Source organism: Bacillus songklensis (assembly GCF_042649685.1).
In the GTDB taxonomy this organism is placed as follows: domain Bacteria; phylum Bacillota; class Bacilli; order Bacillales; family Bacillaceae_H; genus Bacillus_BA; species Bacillus_BA songklensis.
The window spans coordinates 182,819-202,610 of record NZ_JBHRZT010000072.1 but is presented as its reverse complement, the minus strand read 5'-3'; the positions used below and the strand labels follow the sequence as shown (position 1 = coordinate 202,610).

The following is a 19,792-nucleotide window of genomic DNA, read 5'->3' as shown; positions in this document are numbered from 1 at the left end:
CAGGTTGTGAAGGATAAGATTCGTCAATAGGTCCGTTACTCCGGAAATCATTATTTTCTTGCTATTTCAACTGATTCGATAGGAACCAATACCGGAATGAGGTCAATAGTAAGAAGATCCATCCCAAAGATATGTCTTTATTAAATCTGTATTTAACTCCACGCCTATACCTATTCCATTAGGAATTCTGACGCTGCTATTTAACGGCTTGATAGGTATAAGTTCGGAAAATGGATTTTCCATAACATCCCATTCGACCGGTTCGATTTTTTCTCCATCCATTTTACTCCAAGGAGATAAGCTTGCTTGAGCAAATAAGGTATACAATCTTGAAAGTGCTCCATCATAACTATGCGGAGAAACCCTTATTCCAAAATGGCGGGCAAGCTGTAAAGTGTCTCGAAAATCCTCGATTCCATTTTCATGCAATATATCCGGTTGGATAATATCGAAGGCATTCTTACAAAGGAGCGGTACAAATTGTTTGGCACTTTTGATATTTTCTCCCCCTGCAATTGGCACTGAAAGGCTTGCGCGTAACAATTGATATTCAGGCAGGTTGTCTATTGGCATTGGTTCTTCCAACCATAGGAGATTTGACCATTTTGAAAAATAACGCTCCCACATACGGGCTGTTGCCATATCGTAACTTTGATTGGCATCGAGAATTAACAGTAATCTTTCCTCTGTCATTTTCTGCAGCAATTTGATATGGGATAAGTCTTCTTGGAATACCCTTCCGCCAATTTTCACTTTTATTTTATCAAACCCTTTTGTAATGGTCTGCTCTATAAACTGGAGGGATTGATTGATCCAATCTTTACTGTCAGTATATGATTGAAATGAGGCGTATACTGGTATGCTGTCTCTAAATTTTCCTCCCCATAGATTACATACTGGGAGATTTGCAGACTTGGCTGCAATTTCTGTTAAAGCCATACTTACTGCCGCCGCTGCTCGTTGATGCCATTTTTTTATCGTACTAACTAATTGCAGCCGATCGGATGCCTGTTTTCCGATTAGGTAAGGAATGATTCTTTCGTTAAATCCCACATGCAAAGTAGGCAGCCAATCAATACATTCCCCCCACCCGTCTATACCCGATTTTGTGACAATACGTATCAGGTAGCAGGTTCTATATTTCTTATATCCGTTTGCATCACCATAAGGTTTAGAAATTTTGTGAAGTAATGGAAAAGTTTCGATCCTTTCAATTTGCATGATTTATCCACCTTATAAAATTCTTAACGATCAGTTTAGATTGATGACTCTTTCATTACAATGTTCCACATTTTTTGCTCGCTCGTTATGTATTTATATTTTACACTTTCACTTCTACTTATCCGCAGCAGCTTTATCATAACCCTTGTTTATTGAAATGATGATTTCCCTTAATCAAAAACGCCTGTCACCTCCCGAATCTGGAGAGTGACAGGCATAAGCCCCCGATAAAAGTACCTGATTCCAGTTATGGTTTGCCCAATATTTCCTCCCAATAAACCATTCTCTCTTTTGCATTCTCTTTCGTGATAATGTCAATACCGACATCAATCCTTTTTTCAACAGGTTTTTTCTCAATGGCTTTCAGTGCCTGTTCCACACTTATATATCCCATATCATAAGTATTTTGGGCAATCGCAGCGCTCATCTTTCCTTCTTTAACTAACTTGACTATATCTATGATGCCATCCGTCCCTACAACCGGAATTTGCTTCCCTTGTTCCTCCAGTGCCTTCAATGCTCCCAGAGCCATTTCATCATTACTGGCAAATACCCCGTTAATATCGGGTGTCCTTTTTAAAATCGTTTCCATAGCCGCCTTCGCTAACTGGGCCTCTCCAACATCATGATGCACTAAGGCAACCTCGATTCCAGCCGCTTCAAAAGACTCTTCGGCTCCCTTTATCCGATCAATCATAACGGGGTTGTTTGTTCTCCCTCCCAAAATGACGACTCGGTCTCCCGATTGCAGCATAGACGTTAACAATTCCGCAGACTTTTTCCCTAATACATAGTTGTCTGTGCCAATAAAAGCTGCTTGCTTGCTCCAGCCAATGTCAGTATCAACTGTAAGCACAGGAATATTTTTTTTTGAATATTCCTCCAATATAGGAATAGAAGAAAATGGTGCAATCGAGGCCACAACAAGTGCATCTGGATTTTGTGCAAGAGCTGTTTTCAAAATACTCAACTGCTTATTTTCGAGTTCAGCAAATTCCGAATTGCTTGCTACAACCTTCCCGTCTATACCAAAATCCTTAAACGCTTTTCTTGCCCCCATTTCAACCATTTTCCAATACTGTGAGCTCCCTGTTTTCAACACGACGACAACTTTCGGTTTATCCTCTTCTTTAAAAGACACGGCGATAAATCCCATTACTATAATAAATGCAAGCAAGCCGCCGCATATAAGCAGGAACAGCGGGCTCTTTTTCACTTTTCCCCACCTCCTCTTACCGATTCCTGAAAGGACTAGCACGTAAAATGAATAGAGAAGACCGTTCCTTGATTGTCTGTTTTTACTTTGATGGCTGCATCGTGACGGTCAGCTACGCTATAGCAAACGGCTAAGCCCAATCCCGTTCCGTTCTCTTTTGTCGTGAAGAAAGGAGTTCCAATTTTATCAAGTAATTCCGGTTTAATCCCTGTGCCTTCATCTCTTATCTCCAGCACGATCCTGTCCTCTTCGGCATACGTCTTAATCGTAAGCGTTCCACCAAAAGACATAGCCTCAAGTCCATTTAAAGAAAGGTTCAAAACAAGCTGGCGGATTTCTTTTTCATCTAAATACAACTCTGGACATGTTCCCAGCTCCAGCAAAATGTATTTGTCCGAAAGCAAGGCTTCTGCTTGAATTAGCGGAAATAACGCTTCAATGATGGCATTAAGAGACTGTTTTGTCTTATCACTTGTCTTGTTTTTAGCCAAATTTAAAAACTCTTTAATAATGCTGTTCGCCCGATCAAGCTCTTCCATCATTAATTCAATATGCTCAGGCGATAAATGATTGCCGCTGCGCATCCACATTTGTAAAAAACCGCGGACAGTCGTCATTGGATTTCGAATCTCATGGGCAATTCCAGCCGCCATCTCCCCGATTAAATTCAAACGATCTAATCGGGATATTTCCTTTTCCAAAAGAACTCTTTCCGTAATATCGGTCATTGCAATGAGGAAACATGGTTCACTTTTGATATCGATGAATTCCGTTGATAATAAAGCGTCGCGTATTTCTCCCGCCTTCGTTATGTAACGGATTTTCTCATTTCGAACCGGCTTGCCAAGTTCAAGAATACGTATAGGATCATTCTCTCCATGGGAATTCGACGCGAGCTGCAATATGTCGGATACTTGACCTTTTACTTCATCATAATGATAACCGGTATGGTTCAGCCAGCTTAAATTGACATCAATATATCTTCCATCCTCGAAGGAACGAATTGCCAGCAGGCAAGGGCTGGACTGGAAAATTTTCCGAAAACGTTCCTCGTATACGAAAAGATTTTCCATTATTTTTTTTCGCTCTTCCACTTCCTTCTTAAGCATCACATTGGCTGTTGAGAGTTCCAGCGTTCGTTCTTCCACCAGCATTTCTAAATGATTGAACTGCTGCTTTCGCACTTTCTCGATTTGTTTCCGTTCCGTCACATCTCGGATGGAACAAACAAAGATATGATGGTTCTCTATGGTCGCTTCCCCAATTTGAATATCTGCGGGAAAAGAACTGTTGTCTTTGCGCAAAGCAACAGTCTCCATCACCCTTCCTGCAGGCGGTTTAGAAGTGAACGTGAACGATCTCCCTTCATCTCCCTCCACTGCAGGAAGCAGGGTTGTAACATGACGGTCTATCAAATCATCAGGAACATATCCAAACATTCGCTCTACTGCCGGGTTAACAGATAAAATATAGCCTTCTGCATCAAACGTAACAATCGTATCCATCAATGTTTCGCTGATTACCTTGTTTAACGCTTCCGTCTTACGCAAATTCAAGGTTGTTCTGTTCAATTTCTTGTTCACTTTTTCAAGCTCGAGCGTACGTTCCCGCTCACTCTCGATCATAAGCTGCTCATGATTTTGATGAATCTTTACAAACTGTTCAATTTTCCTTTTTAGCGTATCCGGATGGAACGGTTTGAAAATATAATCAATCGCTCCAACCGAGTAACCATGAAGCACATGTTCCATATCCTGACTAATGGCCGTAATAAAAATAATAGGGATATTCTTCGACTTTTCTCTTGCCTTAATCAGTTTTGCTGTTTCAAAGCCATTCATTCCCGGCATTTGTACATCGAGTAAAATAACGGCAAAATCTTGTTTCAACACACACTTTAATGCTTCTTCTCCGGAATTCGCACTGACCAAATAATAATTGGGAGACATAAGTGCAGCTTCCAAAGCCATCAAATTTTCCTTGCGGTCATCCACCATTAAAATATTGACTTTTTCAGATTTTACATTTTGATTATTTGCTTTTACGGTATAGCCTTTCTTCTGAATCGAACTCTTCATAGAAATCTGCATTGCTTGTAAATCGAACCCCCTCTCTTTTACCCAACCCAAGAAAACCCTGTAAGCTAAGACTTTCATATAGTAGCCGGTGTACATGATTTTGCAGGCTTTTATTGAAGTAAATCAGAACATTGCGGCAAATAATGATATGAAACTCATTAAATGAATGATCCGTTGCTAAATTATGCTGGGCAAACACAATATTTTCTCTCAAAAACGGGTGAAAGATGACCTGTTCCTGTTTCGTCGTGTAATACTCTGAAAAAGCTCTTTTACCGCCGGCTTGAAAGTAATTTTTTGTATATGCTTGCATGCAGTCCAGCGGAAAGACACCCTGCTTCGCCTTTTCCAAAATACCGGCATTAATATCGGTTGCATAAATTTTTGCTTTATCGTATAACCCCTCTTCATGCAAAAGAATCGCCATGGAATACACTTCTTCGCCCGAAGAACAGCCGACATGCCAGATTCGAATATAAGGATAGTCCTTCATCAACGGAATGACCTTGTTTCGAAGGACTAGAAAAAAGGAGGGATCACGGAACATCTCTGTGACATTAACAGAGAAATCAGCAAACAATTTTTTCATGACCGTATGATCATGAAAAATCCTTTCTTGTAAGCCTGATATACTTTTTAACTTTTCTGCATGAATGCGATGCCAGATTCTCCTTTGCAGAAACGGGAAGGCATAGTTTCTGAAATCAAAGCCATAATATCGGTAAATACCTTCCAGCAATAACTCAATTTCAATTTTTTCTAACTCGAAATCATCATTTTTTCTGTACATCCCGGCTAAATGTGTAATGATAGTTCCCACCTATCTATACAACCATACTTGCATGAGCGAGAATAGCTGATCTAAATTGATTGGTTTGCTGATATAATCCGAGGCGCCTGCCTCCAAACATTGTTTCTTATTTTGTTTCATAGCCTTTGCGGTCAACGCAATGATTGGCAGTCCCTGAAATTGAGGCATGTTCCGAAGCATCTGGATGGCTTCAAGACCATCCATTTCCGGCATCATAATATCCATTAAAATCAGATCTGTATCCGGGTTTTCCTGAAGAACCTCAATCCCTTCCCGGCCGTTTTCCGCAAAAAGAACTTCTATTCCGCATTCCTCAAGCGCTGTCGTCAGGGCGAATATATTGCGCATATCATCATCTACAAGCAGAACTTTCTTTCCTTTGAGCAAGGCTTTTCCATGAGGGTCAAGACTTCTTTCTTCATCCGGCTGGTGAGCAGTCCGGGCAAGCTCAACGGAGGAATTCCTCTCGTCCCAATATCCTGCTGCAGCCTCCGCTTTTGAAGATAGAACTTCCGCTTTACCGCTGGATTTATAGCCTGGTAAATAAAGAATAAAAGAGCTTCCAGCACCTTCTTCACTATGTACCTCGATAAATCCGCCCAGCAACTCGGCAAACTCCCGGCTTATCGAAAGACCTAAGCCTGTGCCTCCATATTTACGACTAGTGGTGCCATCTGCTTGTTGAAAGGCCTCAAAAATCATCTTCTGTTTTTCTTTTGAAATCCCAATTCCAGTATCCACAACCGCAAAAGCGAGCACCGGTTCCATTTGCCCTTCAAGGAATCGTCCCTCTACCTCTTCCTTGGCCGCTTTACGAACAAATAGGGATACGCTCCCCTCCTCTGTAAATTTAAGAGCGTTTGATAACAAGTTTTTCAAAATTTGCTGCAGACGATGCTCATCGGTATAGAACGTTGTTGGTAAATCGGAGTCCAGCTGGACATTGAGTTGAAGCCCTTTCTGACGAATGAGATGAGAAAAATTTCTTTTTACAAAGTCCTCAACATTCGAAAGTTTTACTTCTCCCGGAATGATATCTATTTTTCCTGATTCTACTTTCGCTAAGTCTAAAACGTCGTTGATCAAATGCAGGAGATCATGACCGGATGAATAAATGGTACGAATATATTCCACTTGTTTCGGCGTCAAATTTCCATTTCCATTCTCAGCGAGCATTTGGGCAAGAATTAACAGACTGTTGAGCGGTGTTCGAAGTTCATGAGACATATTCGCTAAAAATTCCGATTTATATTGGGAACTAAGTTCAAGCTGCTGAGCTTTTTCCTCAAGCCTCAGACTGATTTTTTCCAGCTCTCTCTTTTTTTGTTCCGAATTTTCATACTGTTCTTCAAGTTTTTCATTAACCGTTCTTAATTCCTCCTGCTGCAATTGGAGTTCTTCAGATTGGCTTTGAAGCTCTTCAGTTAGAGCCTGTGATTCTTGCAGCAATCTTTCCACCTTCATATGGTTTATCATGCTGTTAATCGCAATTCCGATATAGCTCATTACTTCGTGAAGCAGCATTTGCTGAAGAGGAGTAAACGTTTGAAAAGAAGCTAATTCAATGACACCCAGTACCTCATCTTCAAATTTCACCGGCAGAAGGATAATATAGTTCGGTGTTGCCATGCCAGTACCGGAAGCAATTTTTACATAATAATCATCCGGAATGGAAGTAAGCAGAATCGGTTGTTTGTCCGCTGCACATTGTCCAACAAGCCCTTCCCCGAAACGGAAACTTTCAAATCCAACGTTATGATGATAAGCAGCATAAGAGGCGAGTTTATCCAAACGACGCTGCCCCCCTTTGCCCTCCTTAATGTAGAAGATGCCGCATTGGGCTCCTACCATTGGGGTAAGCTTTTTAATAAGCAATTGGGCCAATGTCTGTAGATCCTTTACTCCTGGAGAGATGACGGCAATTTCTGCAAGTTTTGATTTCAGCCAGCTATGTTCCTCTGCCTTTTCTATTAACTCTTTCTCCTGCTTTGCGTGCTCCTCCAGGGACTGAGCCATTCCGTTAAAAGCTTCCGCAATGGCACCGATTTCATCTTTGGAAGTTACCTCAATACGAGGCAGCTGATGTCCCTGACTAGAGGCAACCTTCGTCATAACGGAGGCTACTCGATTTAGATTCCTTGTAAGGCCCTTGATTAACGACACGGCGATGATCAACCCTATGAAAAGCCCTATAATGACGTACGTGTAAGTCATTTTAACAGCCAAATTATGCGTGTTGCTGCTTCGATAAAGCTCGTCTTTCATCCTTTGGTCCTGTAAAGTATGCAACAAGTCTCCAATTTGTCGAATTCGTTCTTGAGTTTGCTTCATATCGTACCATAGCAGCTTTTCAAGTTCAGCATTCTTACCGTTTTTTTGAAGGGTAATGATTTCTTGGGACATACGATCATGTATGTCGTAAAGGGTCTTGAATTTCTGAATGAGTTCCTGTGATTTCTCCCGGGTATCCGCCTTTTCAAGAGAGTCAACAGCCGTCCTAATATTTAACTTGGATTGTTCTATATCATTGTTGATCTTTTGAACGAGATCCTCAGGGGGATTGGAAGTCAGCTCTATTAATTCTCTATCTAAATTGAGCATTTCATACTGAATAATCGAAGTCATTCTGACCCTCTCTGACAATTCCTTTACTACCAGATTCACCTTCACTGTTTGTTGATTGAGCATATTCATTAATATTGCTAATAAAATGAGAGCTAAAACCAATATCGAGCCCAGTCCTGCATAAAGCTTTGTTGTAAATTTCATACCGCCCTCTTTCAACCCCTTTGAATAAACATAGACATATACTATATATAAGTCCAATTTAATTTTTAACCTTTGTCTCGGTTCTCCTTCTATTCGCGCCTTTCTGTTCTCTCATCTTGAATAAGCTTACAAGGGTTCTCGTATTAGCGGCTGACAAGAACCCGAAAGGGAGATTGGCAGCCGCTTATGCGTAAATCATTTGCGTGGATGTTTTTTTATCCATGTCAAATGATTTATGTGGATTTATATATGGGGCAAACGACCACTATACAATAGAATTTCGTCTATATCCTATTTATTGACCCAAGTAAAGAGAACAATTTTCAACTGCATGTCTCCTGAAAAAAGAGAATAAAATCCCCTTTCACAATTCCAACTTTTCTGAAATCGAATATTAAAAATCTTTTAATAGTTTTATATATTCGAGGCTAATTATATTATATAGGGACACAATGGGCAATAACATGGCGGAACATACTCATTATTTTACTGAATCTTCACACGCTGACAGGTGCAGATGTAAACCTATCACCGCTCCCAGATAAAAGATGAAACGATTAAGCGGCTTAATGATAAGTGCATCTAGTCTGTTTCAGAGCAAATACATAACTATTCTGCTATAATATTACTTTTTCATTTATAATTCTAATGTCTGCCGCGATCCGATTAGGCAACAGAAAAGAGACGGCTAACGCCGCCCCTTTTCTATGATATATTCTCTGGAAATTCATTATATTAAGGAAAACAGTATATACAGTTCCTACTCTCCCATACCATGCGCAGCGGTCATTACCGGATATGTCGTATCACTTGCATGTACAAAGAGCGGGTCTGCCTCGTATCTAATTATATGAGTCCCATTAATTTTTTAACCTCTGTCATCGATCCTTCTTCTATTTGCGCTTTTCTGTTTTTTCAGCTTGAACGAGCTTAAAAAGGTCTTCGTATAAGCGGCTGACAAGAACCCGTAAGGGAGATTGGCAGCCGCTTATGCGTAAAGAATTGAACATGAGAGCGTTTTTTCTCATGTTCAATTCTTTATGTGGATACATATACATACCAGTTCCGATTTGAAACGTTCTAGTTATCTAACTGATTATGTAAAAAATGCTGGATCTCTTCCCGGTTAGGTATTGAGCTTTGAGCTCCTCTTCTTGTTACAGATAGAGCAGAGGCAGCTGAAGCAAATTGAAGGCTCTCCTTTATTGACTGACCTGCAGTGCTTGCAACTGCGTAAGCACCAATAAACGTATCCCCTGCCGCAGTTGTATCGACTGTCTCTACTGTAAATGCGGGTGTATAAAGGTTGTCTCCCTCTCGATTCATGTAAAGAGCTCCTTTTTTTCCTAACGTTATAACTACTTCTTTAACCCCCTCATTACTCAATTGTTCAGCAGCCAACCTCGCCTGTGAAACGTCCCTTATCTCGTTTCCTGTAATGACTTGTACCTCGGTCTCATTTAAAATAAGAACATCAATTAAAGGAAGAACATCCTCCGGAACTTTAAAAGCTGGTGCAGGATTAAAAAAAACGCGAGTATCACTATTTTGTGCTTCTTCGAATACATGTGTCGTTGTCTCCCAGGGGATTTCATTTTGAAGCAACAGCATGTCCGCACTCTTCATGATAGATGAAAGTTTTTGCAAATCACTTATTCCTACTTTTCCATTTGCTCCCTCAGAAAGAATAATACTGTTTTCTCCGAAAGAATCAACTGTTATAAAAGCTAATCCTGACGTTCCTTCTTTTTCTAAAATATAATTTGTGTTAATACCTTCTTTCTGGAGCGCCGCCGACAAACTTCTACCGAATGAATCATTGCCCACTGCTCCTATCATCGTTACTTTTCCTCCTGCTCTTGCTGCCGCAACGGCTTGGTTCGCACCTTTTCCGCCTGGATAATATGACGTCCCCCACCCCTTGATCGTTTCACCTGGAAGAGGATGTTTTTGCACATGATTAACCACATCCATATTAATGCTTCCTATTACTACAATGTTACTCATTGGTTTCACCTCTTTTTCCTTGTATAGTTCAATCTTTACTATCAGTTATCCCCATCAGCTTTTATATAACTTCTTCAGCCATTTACGCTGATTCCAGGCTCCCCAAGCGTACCATAGTAAGGCTGCGCCAAAAAGTGAAAGAGAGAATCGAAAAAGGAGCCGATATTCCAAAATGATTCCTATATAAGCAAAACATCCGTTGAATAAACCTAGTAAAAAAGCATACTTCTTGCTTGATTCATAGCGTTCGAAATGAAATTGTCTTTTTTGCTCCTCTTGTTTCCACTCTCTTAACCTTCTTGGTTCTTGCAGCAATTCGGGTATTTCCTGAACAGCTTGTACAAAGGGCAGAGCAAAGACCCATTGAGAAAATAGTTTCCATTTACTTCCGCCGTTTCGTTCCAGCCACTCTATAAAAACAGGTTTGCCCAATTCCAGCATATCCTCGTCAGGAAGCAAAGATTGAATGATACCCTGTACGGTTGCTGCAGATCTTCCCAGAAATACAAAACGTGTTGGTACTTGAATGGAAAGTGAACGAACGATTTCATTAATTTCCTTTTCCAACGCCAGCATATCCATCTCTTTTAACTCGGACATATCAATGGTTAGAACTTCAGCCAGCAGCTGCTCCATTTCTTTTACATCAGCGGAGGGCAGCAGGAATCCCAGCCGGGAGAAACATTGAATAACTTTCGGATAATTTTTTAATACTATTCCTTCAATCAACTGCTGCAGTGCTTCGGCATCTCGTTTCGTGATTTCTCCTACCATTCCAAAATCCAGCAAGATAATCTTTCCTTCTTGATTGACCATGACATTCCCTGCATGTGGATCCGCATGAAATTTCCCCTCGCCCAGCCATTGAGGCAGAAAAATCCCCAACAGCTTTTGCGCCAGGTCTTTTCGGTCAAGTGCTGCGGGAGCTTCTATAAGATGTACAGCTTCTACCCATTCCATGACCAGAACCTTCGAGGTACAATACTCGGGAAACATCCCGGGAATAGAAACATAGTCGTATTGCTCAAACCGCTTTTTAAAGGAAACGGCTGTATTCATTTCCTGCCGAAAATCCAGCTCCCGCTCAATTACCTGCCGAATTTCCCGGTAAAGCTGGGTAAAGTTGATCATCTTTCTTGCGGCAGGCGAAAAGGTTTTCCCGCACCACATAATAATCGCAAGAGCCTGAAAATCCGCCTTAATAATATGATGGATCCCCGGCCGCCTCACCTTGATGGCAACGACGGTTCCATCCTGCAATACGCCTTTATACACTTCACCGATGGAAGCAGAAGCAATGGGAGTTGTTTCAATAGACCTCAATCGCTCATTAAAAGAGTCTCCCCATTCGGCTTCCAATTCTTTTTGAATGTCTTCCCAAGAAGATGGAGGAACTTGGTCAACTAATTCTTTCATTTCCTCAATAAAACATTCAGGCAGCAAATCACCCCGAACACTCAGCAATTGGCCCACTTTAATTAACAGTCCTTCTAATTCATACATCTTCCGTTTAAATTCACGAGCTATCTTTTTCCAAAGCTCATTCCACTCTGCTTCTGTTTTTCTTTGCTTTTGATACCAGTAGATTTGAAGAAAAAAGCCCAGCGCCATCCAAACAACCGTTATAATTCGATACCATCTATTTTGTTTCAAGTTTGCTCCCCCCCTGCTAAGCAGCCCTTGCCATCTTCTATCCTATACTTCCATTTTACCATACTACGATAACCACATTTTACCTTTCCTGCTTAAATAGACCGGGAATACTTATATTGGAATTAGTGTTTTGTACAAAGACTAACCCATTTACTGTTCACCCGGCTGAAACCCTTTTTGCGAAACTAATAGCTCTACATGGCCTAGTTCTTCTTGCAGCATTTTCAATACCACTTTGTAAGCGTGCGGATTGTACCACTTTTCCATTCCCATTCGTTCATATATTTTACGAATTTCCAGCTTTTCCGTTCGTTTTCCCCTGCTTCCATCTCCCATCCAAAAGTCATCCAGGACTACCCGATTGGCAATCTGCTTCAGCTTTTTCGGAAACTCCTTTGAGCAGGGCAGCAATGGGGCAATGGTTGCCTGCGTCGGTATTCCCGCTTCTGTTATTTCTTGTATAGCCTTCATTCTTGCCGGAATCGGCGGGGCAGACGGTGAAAACGCCTTCCTTATTTCCTCTTTATCTGTTTCAATTGTCATCGATACTCTAATTCTGTTTCCAAATTGCTTAAACAAATCCACATCCCTCTTTACTAAAGGGGAACGTGCTTGTACGAATAAAAAATCAGGAAGATCCTCCAGCATCACTTCCAATAAACTTCTAGTCAACTTCGTTTTGAACTCGATAGGCTGGTACGGATCTGTAGAGGAGGACATAAATAAAGTCACAGGCCCTTTTTTCCTCGCTTTTATCAATTCTTTTCTTAACAGTGCAGCAGCATTTGTTTTAATATCAACCCACGTTCCCCACTCCTCCTCACGATAAAGGGAAACAGGAAGCTGTCTTACATAGCAATATTTACATCCGAATGCACAGCCGGCATACGGGTTTAAAGAATGTGAAAACCCTTCTAATGCTCCTTTCGCAGGAGTTAATATGCTTTTAGAAATGATGTCTTTCACCTGTAATTCCAACTTTATTCCCCTTTTCGTTCATATTTTCTGTGACATGTCACGAAGTAGCTATTTATTACCTGCTTTCCACTTCAACCGACACCGTTTGAGCCATGTTTTTTAAAGACGCATATATATCGCTTTTCAGCGTCCAAAATCATCGTTTCCAGCTGCTGCTGGCCATTATGTAAATCTTTAATTTTGACACGCTTTACTTTCATGTTTAATTGTTTAATTTCTTTAAAAATTTGATTTAAGTCTTGTTTTTCGTCCACTACAATTTTAATGGACAAATCTCTTTGCCTCAAGGAACGGGGACCGACTCGCTTAATTATATACGGAAACACACTAACCGCCGAGTCACTTAATCGTTCCGGGTGCTGCCCGAACTTCCTCTTCATTTTATGATTGCAGTTGATGGACACGCCACCCTTGATCCCGAACAAATCGGATCTTCACTTGGAACTCTTCAATGTCTCCGCTATCACCAATCGGCACCGTAATTTGATATATTTTTGCTGTTTCCGTTTCGTTGACAAGCTTGATTGCCGCTTGCCCCCACTCCACCAAACTGCCGCCGTCGGCATTTGGTTGAGCTGTTTTTCCATTCACTTCAACAATTTGAAGCATTTGAATCAACGACTGTGCCGCTTCTAGCGTATAAACTTCCGTTAAAAAAGTGAACAACTTTTCCATCGTTCCAATATCTTCACCTAAATAACGATAATCTTTCCCTTTGTAATCAAAAGATTTGATTTCCCCTTCACTATTTCCCCCGCTTACTACATGCCAATAATGACTATTTGCGTCTATTTATAAATTCTCTTCATTAAATTCATCATGTTTAACGTACACCAAGGAAAAAAGTTTCAATTTATAGAAAAATACAAAAAAATATACCTGGTACCACCCGAAGTCTGGGAGTGACAGGCAACAGATCCAGTATGAAACTGTATTGTTCTTTATGTGAGAAACGAAATTTTGTTAACATAATATTTTTATAATAAACTAGATTGAACATTCTATAAAAGAAAAACCAATATTTCTCATGTAAAATCTTTAATTTACAAATGAATTTTTAATAAAGGATAAAGTGCACGGTATTTGGCACAATAACGACTTGTATTTACGTAAGTGTAGATTTGGATACCTTCTTGCTCTATATTTCCAAGGCCAAGATCGGTAATTTCCAGCTTCTGTTGTTCCTCTTGTGTCAATACGATGTGGGCGTTATTCAACATGTTTAATGTTTCTTTTAACAATTCGTTTTTTATCAAAGTCATGACATCCCCCTCTCTAGACCATTTCCACACGGACATTTAACTTTTTAATCTCTCTTTGGTATGTTTCATTCAATTCCTTGTTTGTAATGAGTAAGTCCAATTCTTCAAAGCTAGCAAATTTGTGGAGTGAAGTCACTTCAAACTTCGTATGATCCGCTATCATAACGTCTGTTTTCTTCATAACATTTTGCCTCTCTTATACGAGAATTTTCTCGCCTCTTTTATACGATTCAAGGGCAGCCGTAAAGATTCGATGACTTTCTGCCGTTTCCTCAGGTGTTACACAATATAAAGGTTGAGAGGTCCCTCCATTAGCGGCCTCCTCACAAAACGATGCCCACATTTGTAGAATGGAATCGGAAAAACCAAACTTAAAAATTGGACCTGTAATCATTTTATAAGCGCTTTCATAATTTACGTCTAAAACTTGCCACGCTTGTTCCTTTCCTGCCCTATATGACATATATTTGAGCTGCTTTGGACATTTTGTGGAATATTCAATAGAGCCCTTTGTTCCTTCAATGCGAATAAACCATGTATTATTATGGCCGGGAGCCATTCTTTTGAATGAAAGAATCATCGGGAACGGATTTTTCTCCGTTTTGACTTCACAGGAAATATAAGCATTATCCCATGTATCACAAGAAACTTTTTCACCGCTCGCTGTAACACGTTCTTTTATGATATTTGATAAGACTGCATGGATAGAATGGGGTCTCCAGCCAAAACGTAATGGTAAATGCAGCACATGCATGCCGAGGTCGCCCATACAGCCATACTCTCCATTTGTAGCAACTGCCTTTTCCAATTGATTGGTTTATCTGGATCCAAATCACTGCTATGCCAAAAACCAGCTTCAACACTAATAATCTCTCCTGCGAATCCTTGGCGAACAAGGTTGTGCAGTTTATACGCTCCCGGAAAAAAAGGAAATTCTGATGAACAACGCACGATTACGTTAGGATTCTGTCGAACGGCTTTTAAAATCGCTTCATTCGCTTTTAAATCAATCCCAAACGGTTTTTCTCCTAATAGGTGCTTTCCGGCTTCGATAATATCAATATACATTTGTTGATGCAGATGATGTGGTACAGCACAATATACGGCTTCTACTTCTGGATTTTGCAATAATTCCCGGTAATGATCTGTAACGAAATGAACCGTTTGAAGGTTTGTTTTAAACCATTCAGCTGCCGAGAGATAAGTTCAAAAAATGATGGGGTTTATGTTTTATGCTCATTATTTGCATCTCTATTACCCTCTTGTTCACGTAGGATTATAACTCAAACGGATATTCCTTTGTTTTTTATTGATTATTAAGTGATATAAAAACCTCATTTACTTATGAGACGGTTCAGCTTGATTAATCCTGAATACTTCGATGAATCATTATGTATAAAAATTGACCAGGCTTCTCCAAAGGTTGATGCTGCTCTTTCAACATGTCAACACTTGTTTGGTTAATAGCAGAAAGCAACCCAATTTAAGGGTTCGATCCGCTATGTTCATCAATATAAACAGGAAATGTTATGGTTATAGTTGTTCCTTCATTTAGGGCACTTTTTATATCAAGTGTCCCATTCATCGTTTGGACTATCCTAACAGCAACCATTGAACCTAATCCTGTACCTTTTTCTTTGCTGCTATAATAAGGCTCGCCAAAACGGTTTACTTGTTCTTTGCTCATTCCAACCCCGTTATCGCTTATTTTGATGGTTATATCGGTTTTATTCACAAATGAAACGACACTAAGTTCCCCTCCGTTAGGCATTGCCTCTATACCATTTTTAATCAGGTTTAAAAAACATTGTTGGAGATATTTAACATTCCCACGCACAGTTCCTGGTTCCAGCTTATCCGATATCTCCACCGAATTCATGTTGGCTAATGGCTTTATAATTTCAATTACATTTCTTATTTCACGATCTATTAAAATAGTTTCCACTTTTTCAATTGCAGGTTTTGCAAATGCTAAATAATCACTAATAATTGACTCTGCACTTTTAAGTTCTCTAACCACATGTTGAATGTATTGTTCCTTCACTTCTTGAGATAGATCGGGAGCTTTCAGCAATTCAATAAACCCTTTCACAACCGTTAAAGGATTTCTAACTTCGTGTGAAATACTTGCCGCAAGCTGACTTACTACCTCCATTTTTTCTAGCTTTACTATTTTTGATCTTATATTAATCGCATCTTTTAAAACTTCTATGATATATACAGCGAAAAACATGATGACAGGAGGAAGAATGATAAAATAAAATAAGTAAGCCTCTGTCAATCTAAAAAAATCAGACATGATAACAGCGATAAATGTTGTTAGAATTCCAAGAAACAAAGATAGCAAAACCGAGGTCATAAGCTTGTTCTTTCTATTCAACGTGTTGAATTTTGTTGAAAGAAGCGCTGTTATAATAAATATCACTACATAAACAACAACCGTTAGGAAATTAAATCCATAAATAGCAAACCTAACCGTGAATAGAATAATCAACAAAGCAGCCCCGACAGGCCAGCCGCCATAAAGTATACCAATAAAAAGAGGGATTTGCCTTAAGTCATGAACACAATACTCATCAATATAAATAGGGAATTTCATACATAAGATGACAGGTAAACTCATGCATGTGGTAATGAAGGTCTTTTTATAATATTTCAGCCTCTTCACATTATCAAATAAAACAAAAAAAATAAAAATACTGGCTAAAATGTAAAACAGATTATCTAAAATGTTTTGATTAATGTAAATAAAATCCATTGTAGAAAGCCCCTAACAGAATTTGTTACATATTTAAGTATAAAGGAAAAAACCTTTACAAGGGAAGCTTTTTTTAGAGAAGTAACATTGAGAAACTTATATTTAAAAAATTAAATTCAACATGTCAACATCTGTTTGGGTAATAGGCATTCCCCATTCAACTGTTCCCTTTTATGAGTATATAAAGTAAACATCTAAGAAAAGTGTGAGGAGTTCTATCCTCACACTTTTTTACTATCTAAAGGCGATTATTTTTTGATAAACTGCTGTACCCAATAATGCTGGCCCGTTGTATGACCTACCCCGATATGAGTGAAATTGCGGTTTAAAATATTCGCACGGTGTCCCGGGCTGTTCATCCAGTCATTAACCACTTGCTGGGCTGACGGCTGTCCTTGCGCGATATTTTCCCCGGCGGCTGTGTAAGAAACGCCAAATTGATTCATCATATCAAAAGGAGAACCATAAGTTGGACTTGTATGGGAAAAGTATTTGTTTTTCATCATATCAGTGGCTTTCGTTTGCGCAACGCCAGCCAACTTACCATCTACTTGAAGGTCAGGAAGTCCATTCTTTCTGCGTTGCTCATTTGTAAGCTGGACAACCTGCTGAATCATATTGTCTGCAGATGTGCTAGGTGCTGCCTGATTTCCGGTTTGACCGGGAGCCGCAGTATCACCTGTTGGAGAAGGATTTTGTCGAGATTGGTTGTAACCCGGGATTTCACGATAGGTAATGGGTCTTTGAGTAATATGTCCGTTTCGTGCATGGTCAACAGACGGGTCACATGTAGTAAAAACATCATTTTGGTCCGGTGTTGGAATATTGATAAATTGGAAAACCCGGTTGTTTTGATCTGTTTGACCGTTTTGAGCCCGTAGACCATTTTGATCATTTCGACCGTTTTGAACGTTTCGAACATTAAGAACGTGATTTCGGTTGCGGTCTACATCTCTGACGGAGACATTTCTGGCATTGTCATTATGATCGTTTCGGCCTTCCTGGCCTAAATTCAGGTCACCGTTGTTACAACCGCTTATAACAGACGCGGAAAGAAGCAATGCAAAAGCACTTTTAAGCAAAGGTCTCTTTATCATTGGGATGCTCCTTTGTCTTATTATTTTAGTTTTGTCGTACCTCGACTTTTTTAGTGTGCCTTCCAGAACAAAACTCACTCTTGGTAACCGTTGTATATAAATCCACATAAAACATGGTACATGGGCAATGAGCTCCTTACACCATGTTTTATGCATAACCCTTTTTAGCTGGTTCAAGAAGATAAAACAAAAAATCGTAAAAAGTGAAAGACATTATTTACTGTCGAACGTTCCGCAGTAAAAAGCAAGAAACAGGATTCTCTTCCTCTCCTAATTTTTCAACTTTCCCCTGTACCGCTTCTTATTGAATATGTCCGTTTGTACATATTTCTTATATTATTAACCATCCTATAAACGAAGGCGTTTTAGAAAGGAAAATGGGATGAAAAAATTTACCGTTGCTTGTTTTAGCTTCGTGTTTCCTTTAGAAAAAAGGTCAGTTCCCCGCTTAGTTATCCTTTAACCAGGCGGGGGACTTTGATGTAAACCCCTGAAGACGGCCCCTCCTAAACCCTTGATTTCATAGGATTTAACATGATGGTCAGAGGTGATTCAGAAAAAAAGGGAGGTCCCCTTTAGGACCGCCCCTTTTACCATTCTGTATGAAATGTATTTTTCAAATTTGGCTGAGCATCTTTTTGAGTATGCTCCTCTCTATCACCGTACTCGGGATACGCTAAATTTCCTTCATTACTTTTTAAATCTTTTTCTTTATTTGTGTTGTTTTGTTTGTTATTCAAAGTAAACACCCTTTCTGGATCATTGTCACTTGTAGTGTGTCCTTAGGTGTTAAGGTTTATGTTTTTATGCCTTTGAATAAATTGATCGGTTGAATGGAGTTGTCCGTTAGGTGAACAGGTATTTTTATCATGATTTTAGAGAAATGTATGAAACTGTATTGTTTTTTATGTAAGAGATGAACATTTGTTAACATAACATTTTTATAATAAACAAGATAAAAAATTCTACAAAAAAACCCGTTCCATATATTTGTTGACGACGAACCGGCTATACCGGCTAAAAGTTCATAACAACAAAAAAGTACGGCCTATAATCGGGAATGCCGTACTTTTTATGTAATGACAGGATTCTTGCTGATCATGTACATTCTCATCTCGCTTTTTCTGTATACTGCTTGTATTTTAGCTGTTCCTGGTGTTTTATAGCGGCAAATCAACTTTTTTACATCACAAAATTATTGAATGAATTGATTCTTTTCTTTCTTCCCATGAGAGATCGCTGCTGATATTGCGTAGGTGTGACCCCTTCATACTTTTTAAATACCCTTGCAAAGTAATTAGAATCAGAAAATCCGCACTTCTCGCTTATTTCCATGACGGTTTCCTGGCTGTAGCTAAGATATTGTTTCGCTTTTTCCAGTCGACGTGTTGTAATGTATTGGGTAATCGTGCAGCCGGTTTCTTGTTTAAACAGCCTGCTGAGATATTGTCCGTTAAGATAGACCAGCCCGGATAAAGTATCTAAATTTAAATCTAAATGAAGATGGTTTTCGATATATTCCATGATTGTTTTAATATCACCATGCTCGCAGGATGCTTCTAAAGAGGGTCGAACCGGACGGTTTAATACAGGTATATATTTAACTAATGTTTGTTTGACCTCATTCGGATGAGCCGGTTTTAATAAATGATCATCCGCTCCCAATTTACTAGTTTGATAGGAAAAGTCGGACTCATCATACGCTGTAAGGAAAATGACGTGGCAGTCCGGAACATCCTTTTTAATTATTTCGGCCGCCGTCAAGCCGTCCATGATCGGCATTTTAATATCCATAAGCACGACATCCATTCGCTTTTGCTTCGCCAGATCGACAGCATCAGCCCCGTTTTCCGCTTCAAATAGTTGGCTTACTCCGAGGTTTTCTCTTTTAATTATCATCGTTAATACTTCCCGTTCTAACGGTTCATCATCGACAATCATC

At 39.6% G+C, this 19,792-nt stretch carries 18 protein-coding genes; all 18 read right to left on the bottom strand.

What is annotated here, in order from left to right; genetic code table 11:
• Window positions 1–102: 102 nt before the first annotated feature.
• A complete protein-coding gene (locus ACFOU2_RS19815) occupies window positions 103–1,221 on the bottom strand; it encodes a mandelate racemase/muconate lactonizing enzyme family protein (RefSeq protein ID WP_377918033.1) in 1,119 nt (372 codons plus the stop codon).
• Between the two features lie 247 nt (window positions 1,222–1,468).
• Window positions 1,469–2,437, bottom strand: a complete 969-nt coding sequence (locus ACFOU2_RS19810; protein ID WP_377918032.1) for a sugar ABC transporter substrate-binding protein — start codon at window positions 2,435–2,437, stop codon at window positions 1,469–1,471.
• A gap of 35 nt (window positions 2,438–2,472) precedes the next feature.
• Window positions 2,473–4,515: a PAS domain S-box protein gene (locus ACFOU2_RS19805; RefSeq protein WP_377918031.1), complete on the bottom strand. Its 2,043-nt coding sequence runs from the start codon at window positions 4,513–4,515 to the stop codon at window positions 2,473–2,475.
• Window positions 4,469–5,305 (bottom strand): CheR family methyltransferase, encoded by an 837-nt coding sequence (locus ACFOU2_RS19800; protein WP_377918675.1) that lies wholly within the window; start codon window positions 5,303–5,305, stop codon window positions 4,469–4,471. The genes ACFOU2_RS19805 and ACFOU2_RS19800 overlap by 47 nt, the downstream gene beginning before the upstream one ends.
• 30 nt (window positions 5,306–5,335) lie before the next feature.
• A complete protein-coding gene (locus ACFOU2_RS19795; RefSeq protein WP_377918030.1) occupies window positions 5,336–8,095 on the bottom strand; it encodes a response regulator in 2,760 nt (919 codons plus the stop codon).
• Window positions 8,096–9,175: 1,080 nt separating this feature from the next.
• Window positions 9,176–10,102, bottom strand: coding sequence for a ribokinase (gene rbsK, locus ACFOU2_RS19790; RefSeq protein WP_377918029.1), 927 nt, complete (start codon window positions 10,100–10,102; stop codon window positions 9,176–9,178).
• 54 nt (window positions 10,103–10,156) lie between these two features.
• A complete protein-coding gene (locus ACFOU2_RS19785; RefSeq protein WP_377918028.1) occupies window positions 10,157–11,755 on the bottom strand; it encodes an ABC1 kinase family protein in 1,599 nt (532 codons plus the stop codon).
• Between the two features lie 150 nt (window positions 11,756–11,905).
• Window positions 11,906–12,739: an SPL family radical SAM protein gene (locus ACFOU2_RS19780; RefSeq protein ID WP_377918674.1), complete on the bottom strand. Its 834-nt coding sequence runs from the start codon at window positions 12,737–12,739 to the stop codon at window positions 11,906–11,908.
• A 65-nt stretch (window positions 12,740–12,804) separates the two neighbouring features.
• Window positions 12,805–13,137 (bottom strand): hypothetical protein, encoded by a 333-nt coding sequence (locus ACFOU2_RS19775; RefSeq protein WP_377918027.1) that lies wholly within the window; start codon window positions 13,135–13,137, stop codon window positions 12,805–12,807.
• Entirely contained in the window at window positions 13,115–13,468 is a 354-nt protein-coding gene (locus ACFOU2_RS19770) for a DL-endopeptidase inhibitor IseA family protein (RefSeq protein WP_377918673.1), read from the bottom strand. Before ACFOU2_RS19770 ends, ACFOU2_RS19775 begins: the two co-directional genes overlap by 23 nt.
• A 308-nt stretch (window positions 13,469–13,776) precedes the next feature.
• Window positions 13,777–13,995 carry a hypothetical protein gene (locus ACFOU2_RS19765; RefSeq protein ID WP_377918026.1) on the bottom strand — a complete coding sequence of 73 codons (219 nt, stop codon included), beginning with the start codon at window positions 13,993–13,995 and terminating at the stop codon, window positions 13,777–13,779.
• Window positions 13,996–14,008: 13 nt separating this feature from the next.
• Window positions 14,009–14,176: a hypothetical protein gene (locus tag ACFOU2_RS19760; RefSeq protein WP_377918025.1), complete on the bottom strand. Its 168-nt coding sequence runs from the start codon at window positions 14,174–14,176 to the stop codon at window positions 14,009–14,011.
• 15 nt (window positions 14,177–14,191) lie between these two features.
• Entirely contained in the window at window positions 14,192–14,764 is a 573-nt protein-coding gene (locus tag ACFOU2_RS19755) for a hypothetical protein (RefSeq protein ID WP_377918024.1), read from the bottom strand.
• Window positions 14,674–15,123 carry a Gfo/Idh/MocA family protein gene (locus tag ACFOU2_RS19750; RefSeq protein WP_377918023.1) on the bottom strand — a complete coding sequence of 150 codons (450 nt, stop codon included), beginning with the start codon at window positions 15,121–15,123 and terminating at the stop codon, window positions 14,674–14,676. The genes ACFOU2_RS19755 and ACFOU2_RS19750 overlap by 91 nt, the downstream gene beginning before the upstream one ends.
• 355 nt (window positions 15,124–15,478) lie before the next feature.
• A complete protein-coding gene (locus tag ACFOU2_RS19745) occupies window positions 15,479–16,753 on the bottom strand; it encodes an ATP-binding protein (protein ID WP_377918022.1) in 1,275 nt (424 codons plus the stop codon).
• Between the two features lie 248 nt (window positions 16,754–17,001).
• A complete protein-coding gene (locus tag ACFOU2_RS19740; protein WP_377918021.1) occupies window positions 17,002–17,850 on the bottom strand; it encodes a CAP domain-containing protein in 849 nt (282 codons plus the stop codon).
• Between the two features lie 590 nt (window positions 17,851–18,440).
• The gene (locus ACFOU2_RS19735; RefSeq protein ID WP_377918020.1) at window positions 18,441–18,590 is read right to left on the bottom strand and encodes a hypothetical protein; all 150 of its coding nucleotides are present in this window, start codon (window positions 18,588–18,590) and stop codon (window positions 18,441–18,443) included.
• Between the two features lie 442 nt (window positions 18,591–19,032).
• Complete coding sequence (locus ACFOU2_RS19730; protein ID WP_377918672.1) at window positions 19,033–19,791, bottom strand: response regulator transcription factor; 759 nt, start codon at window positions 19,789–19,791, stop codon at window positions 19,033–19,035.
• Window position 19,792 lies beyond the last annotated feature (1 nt).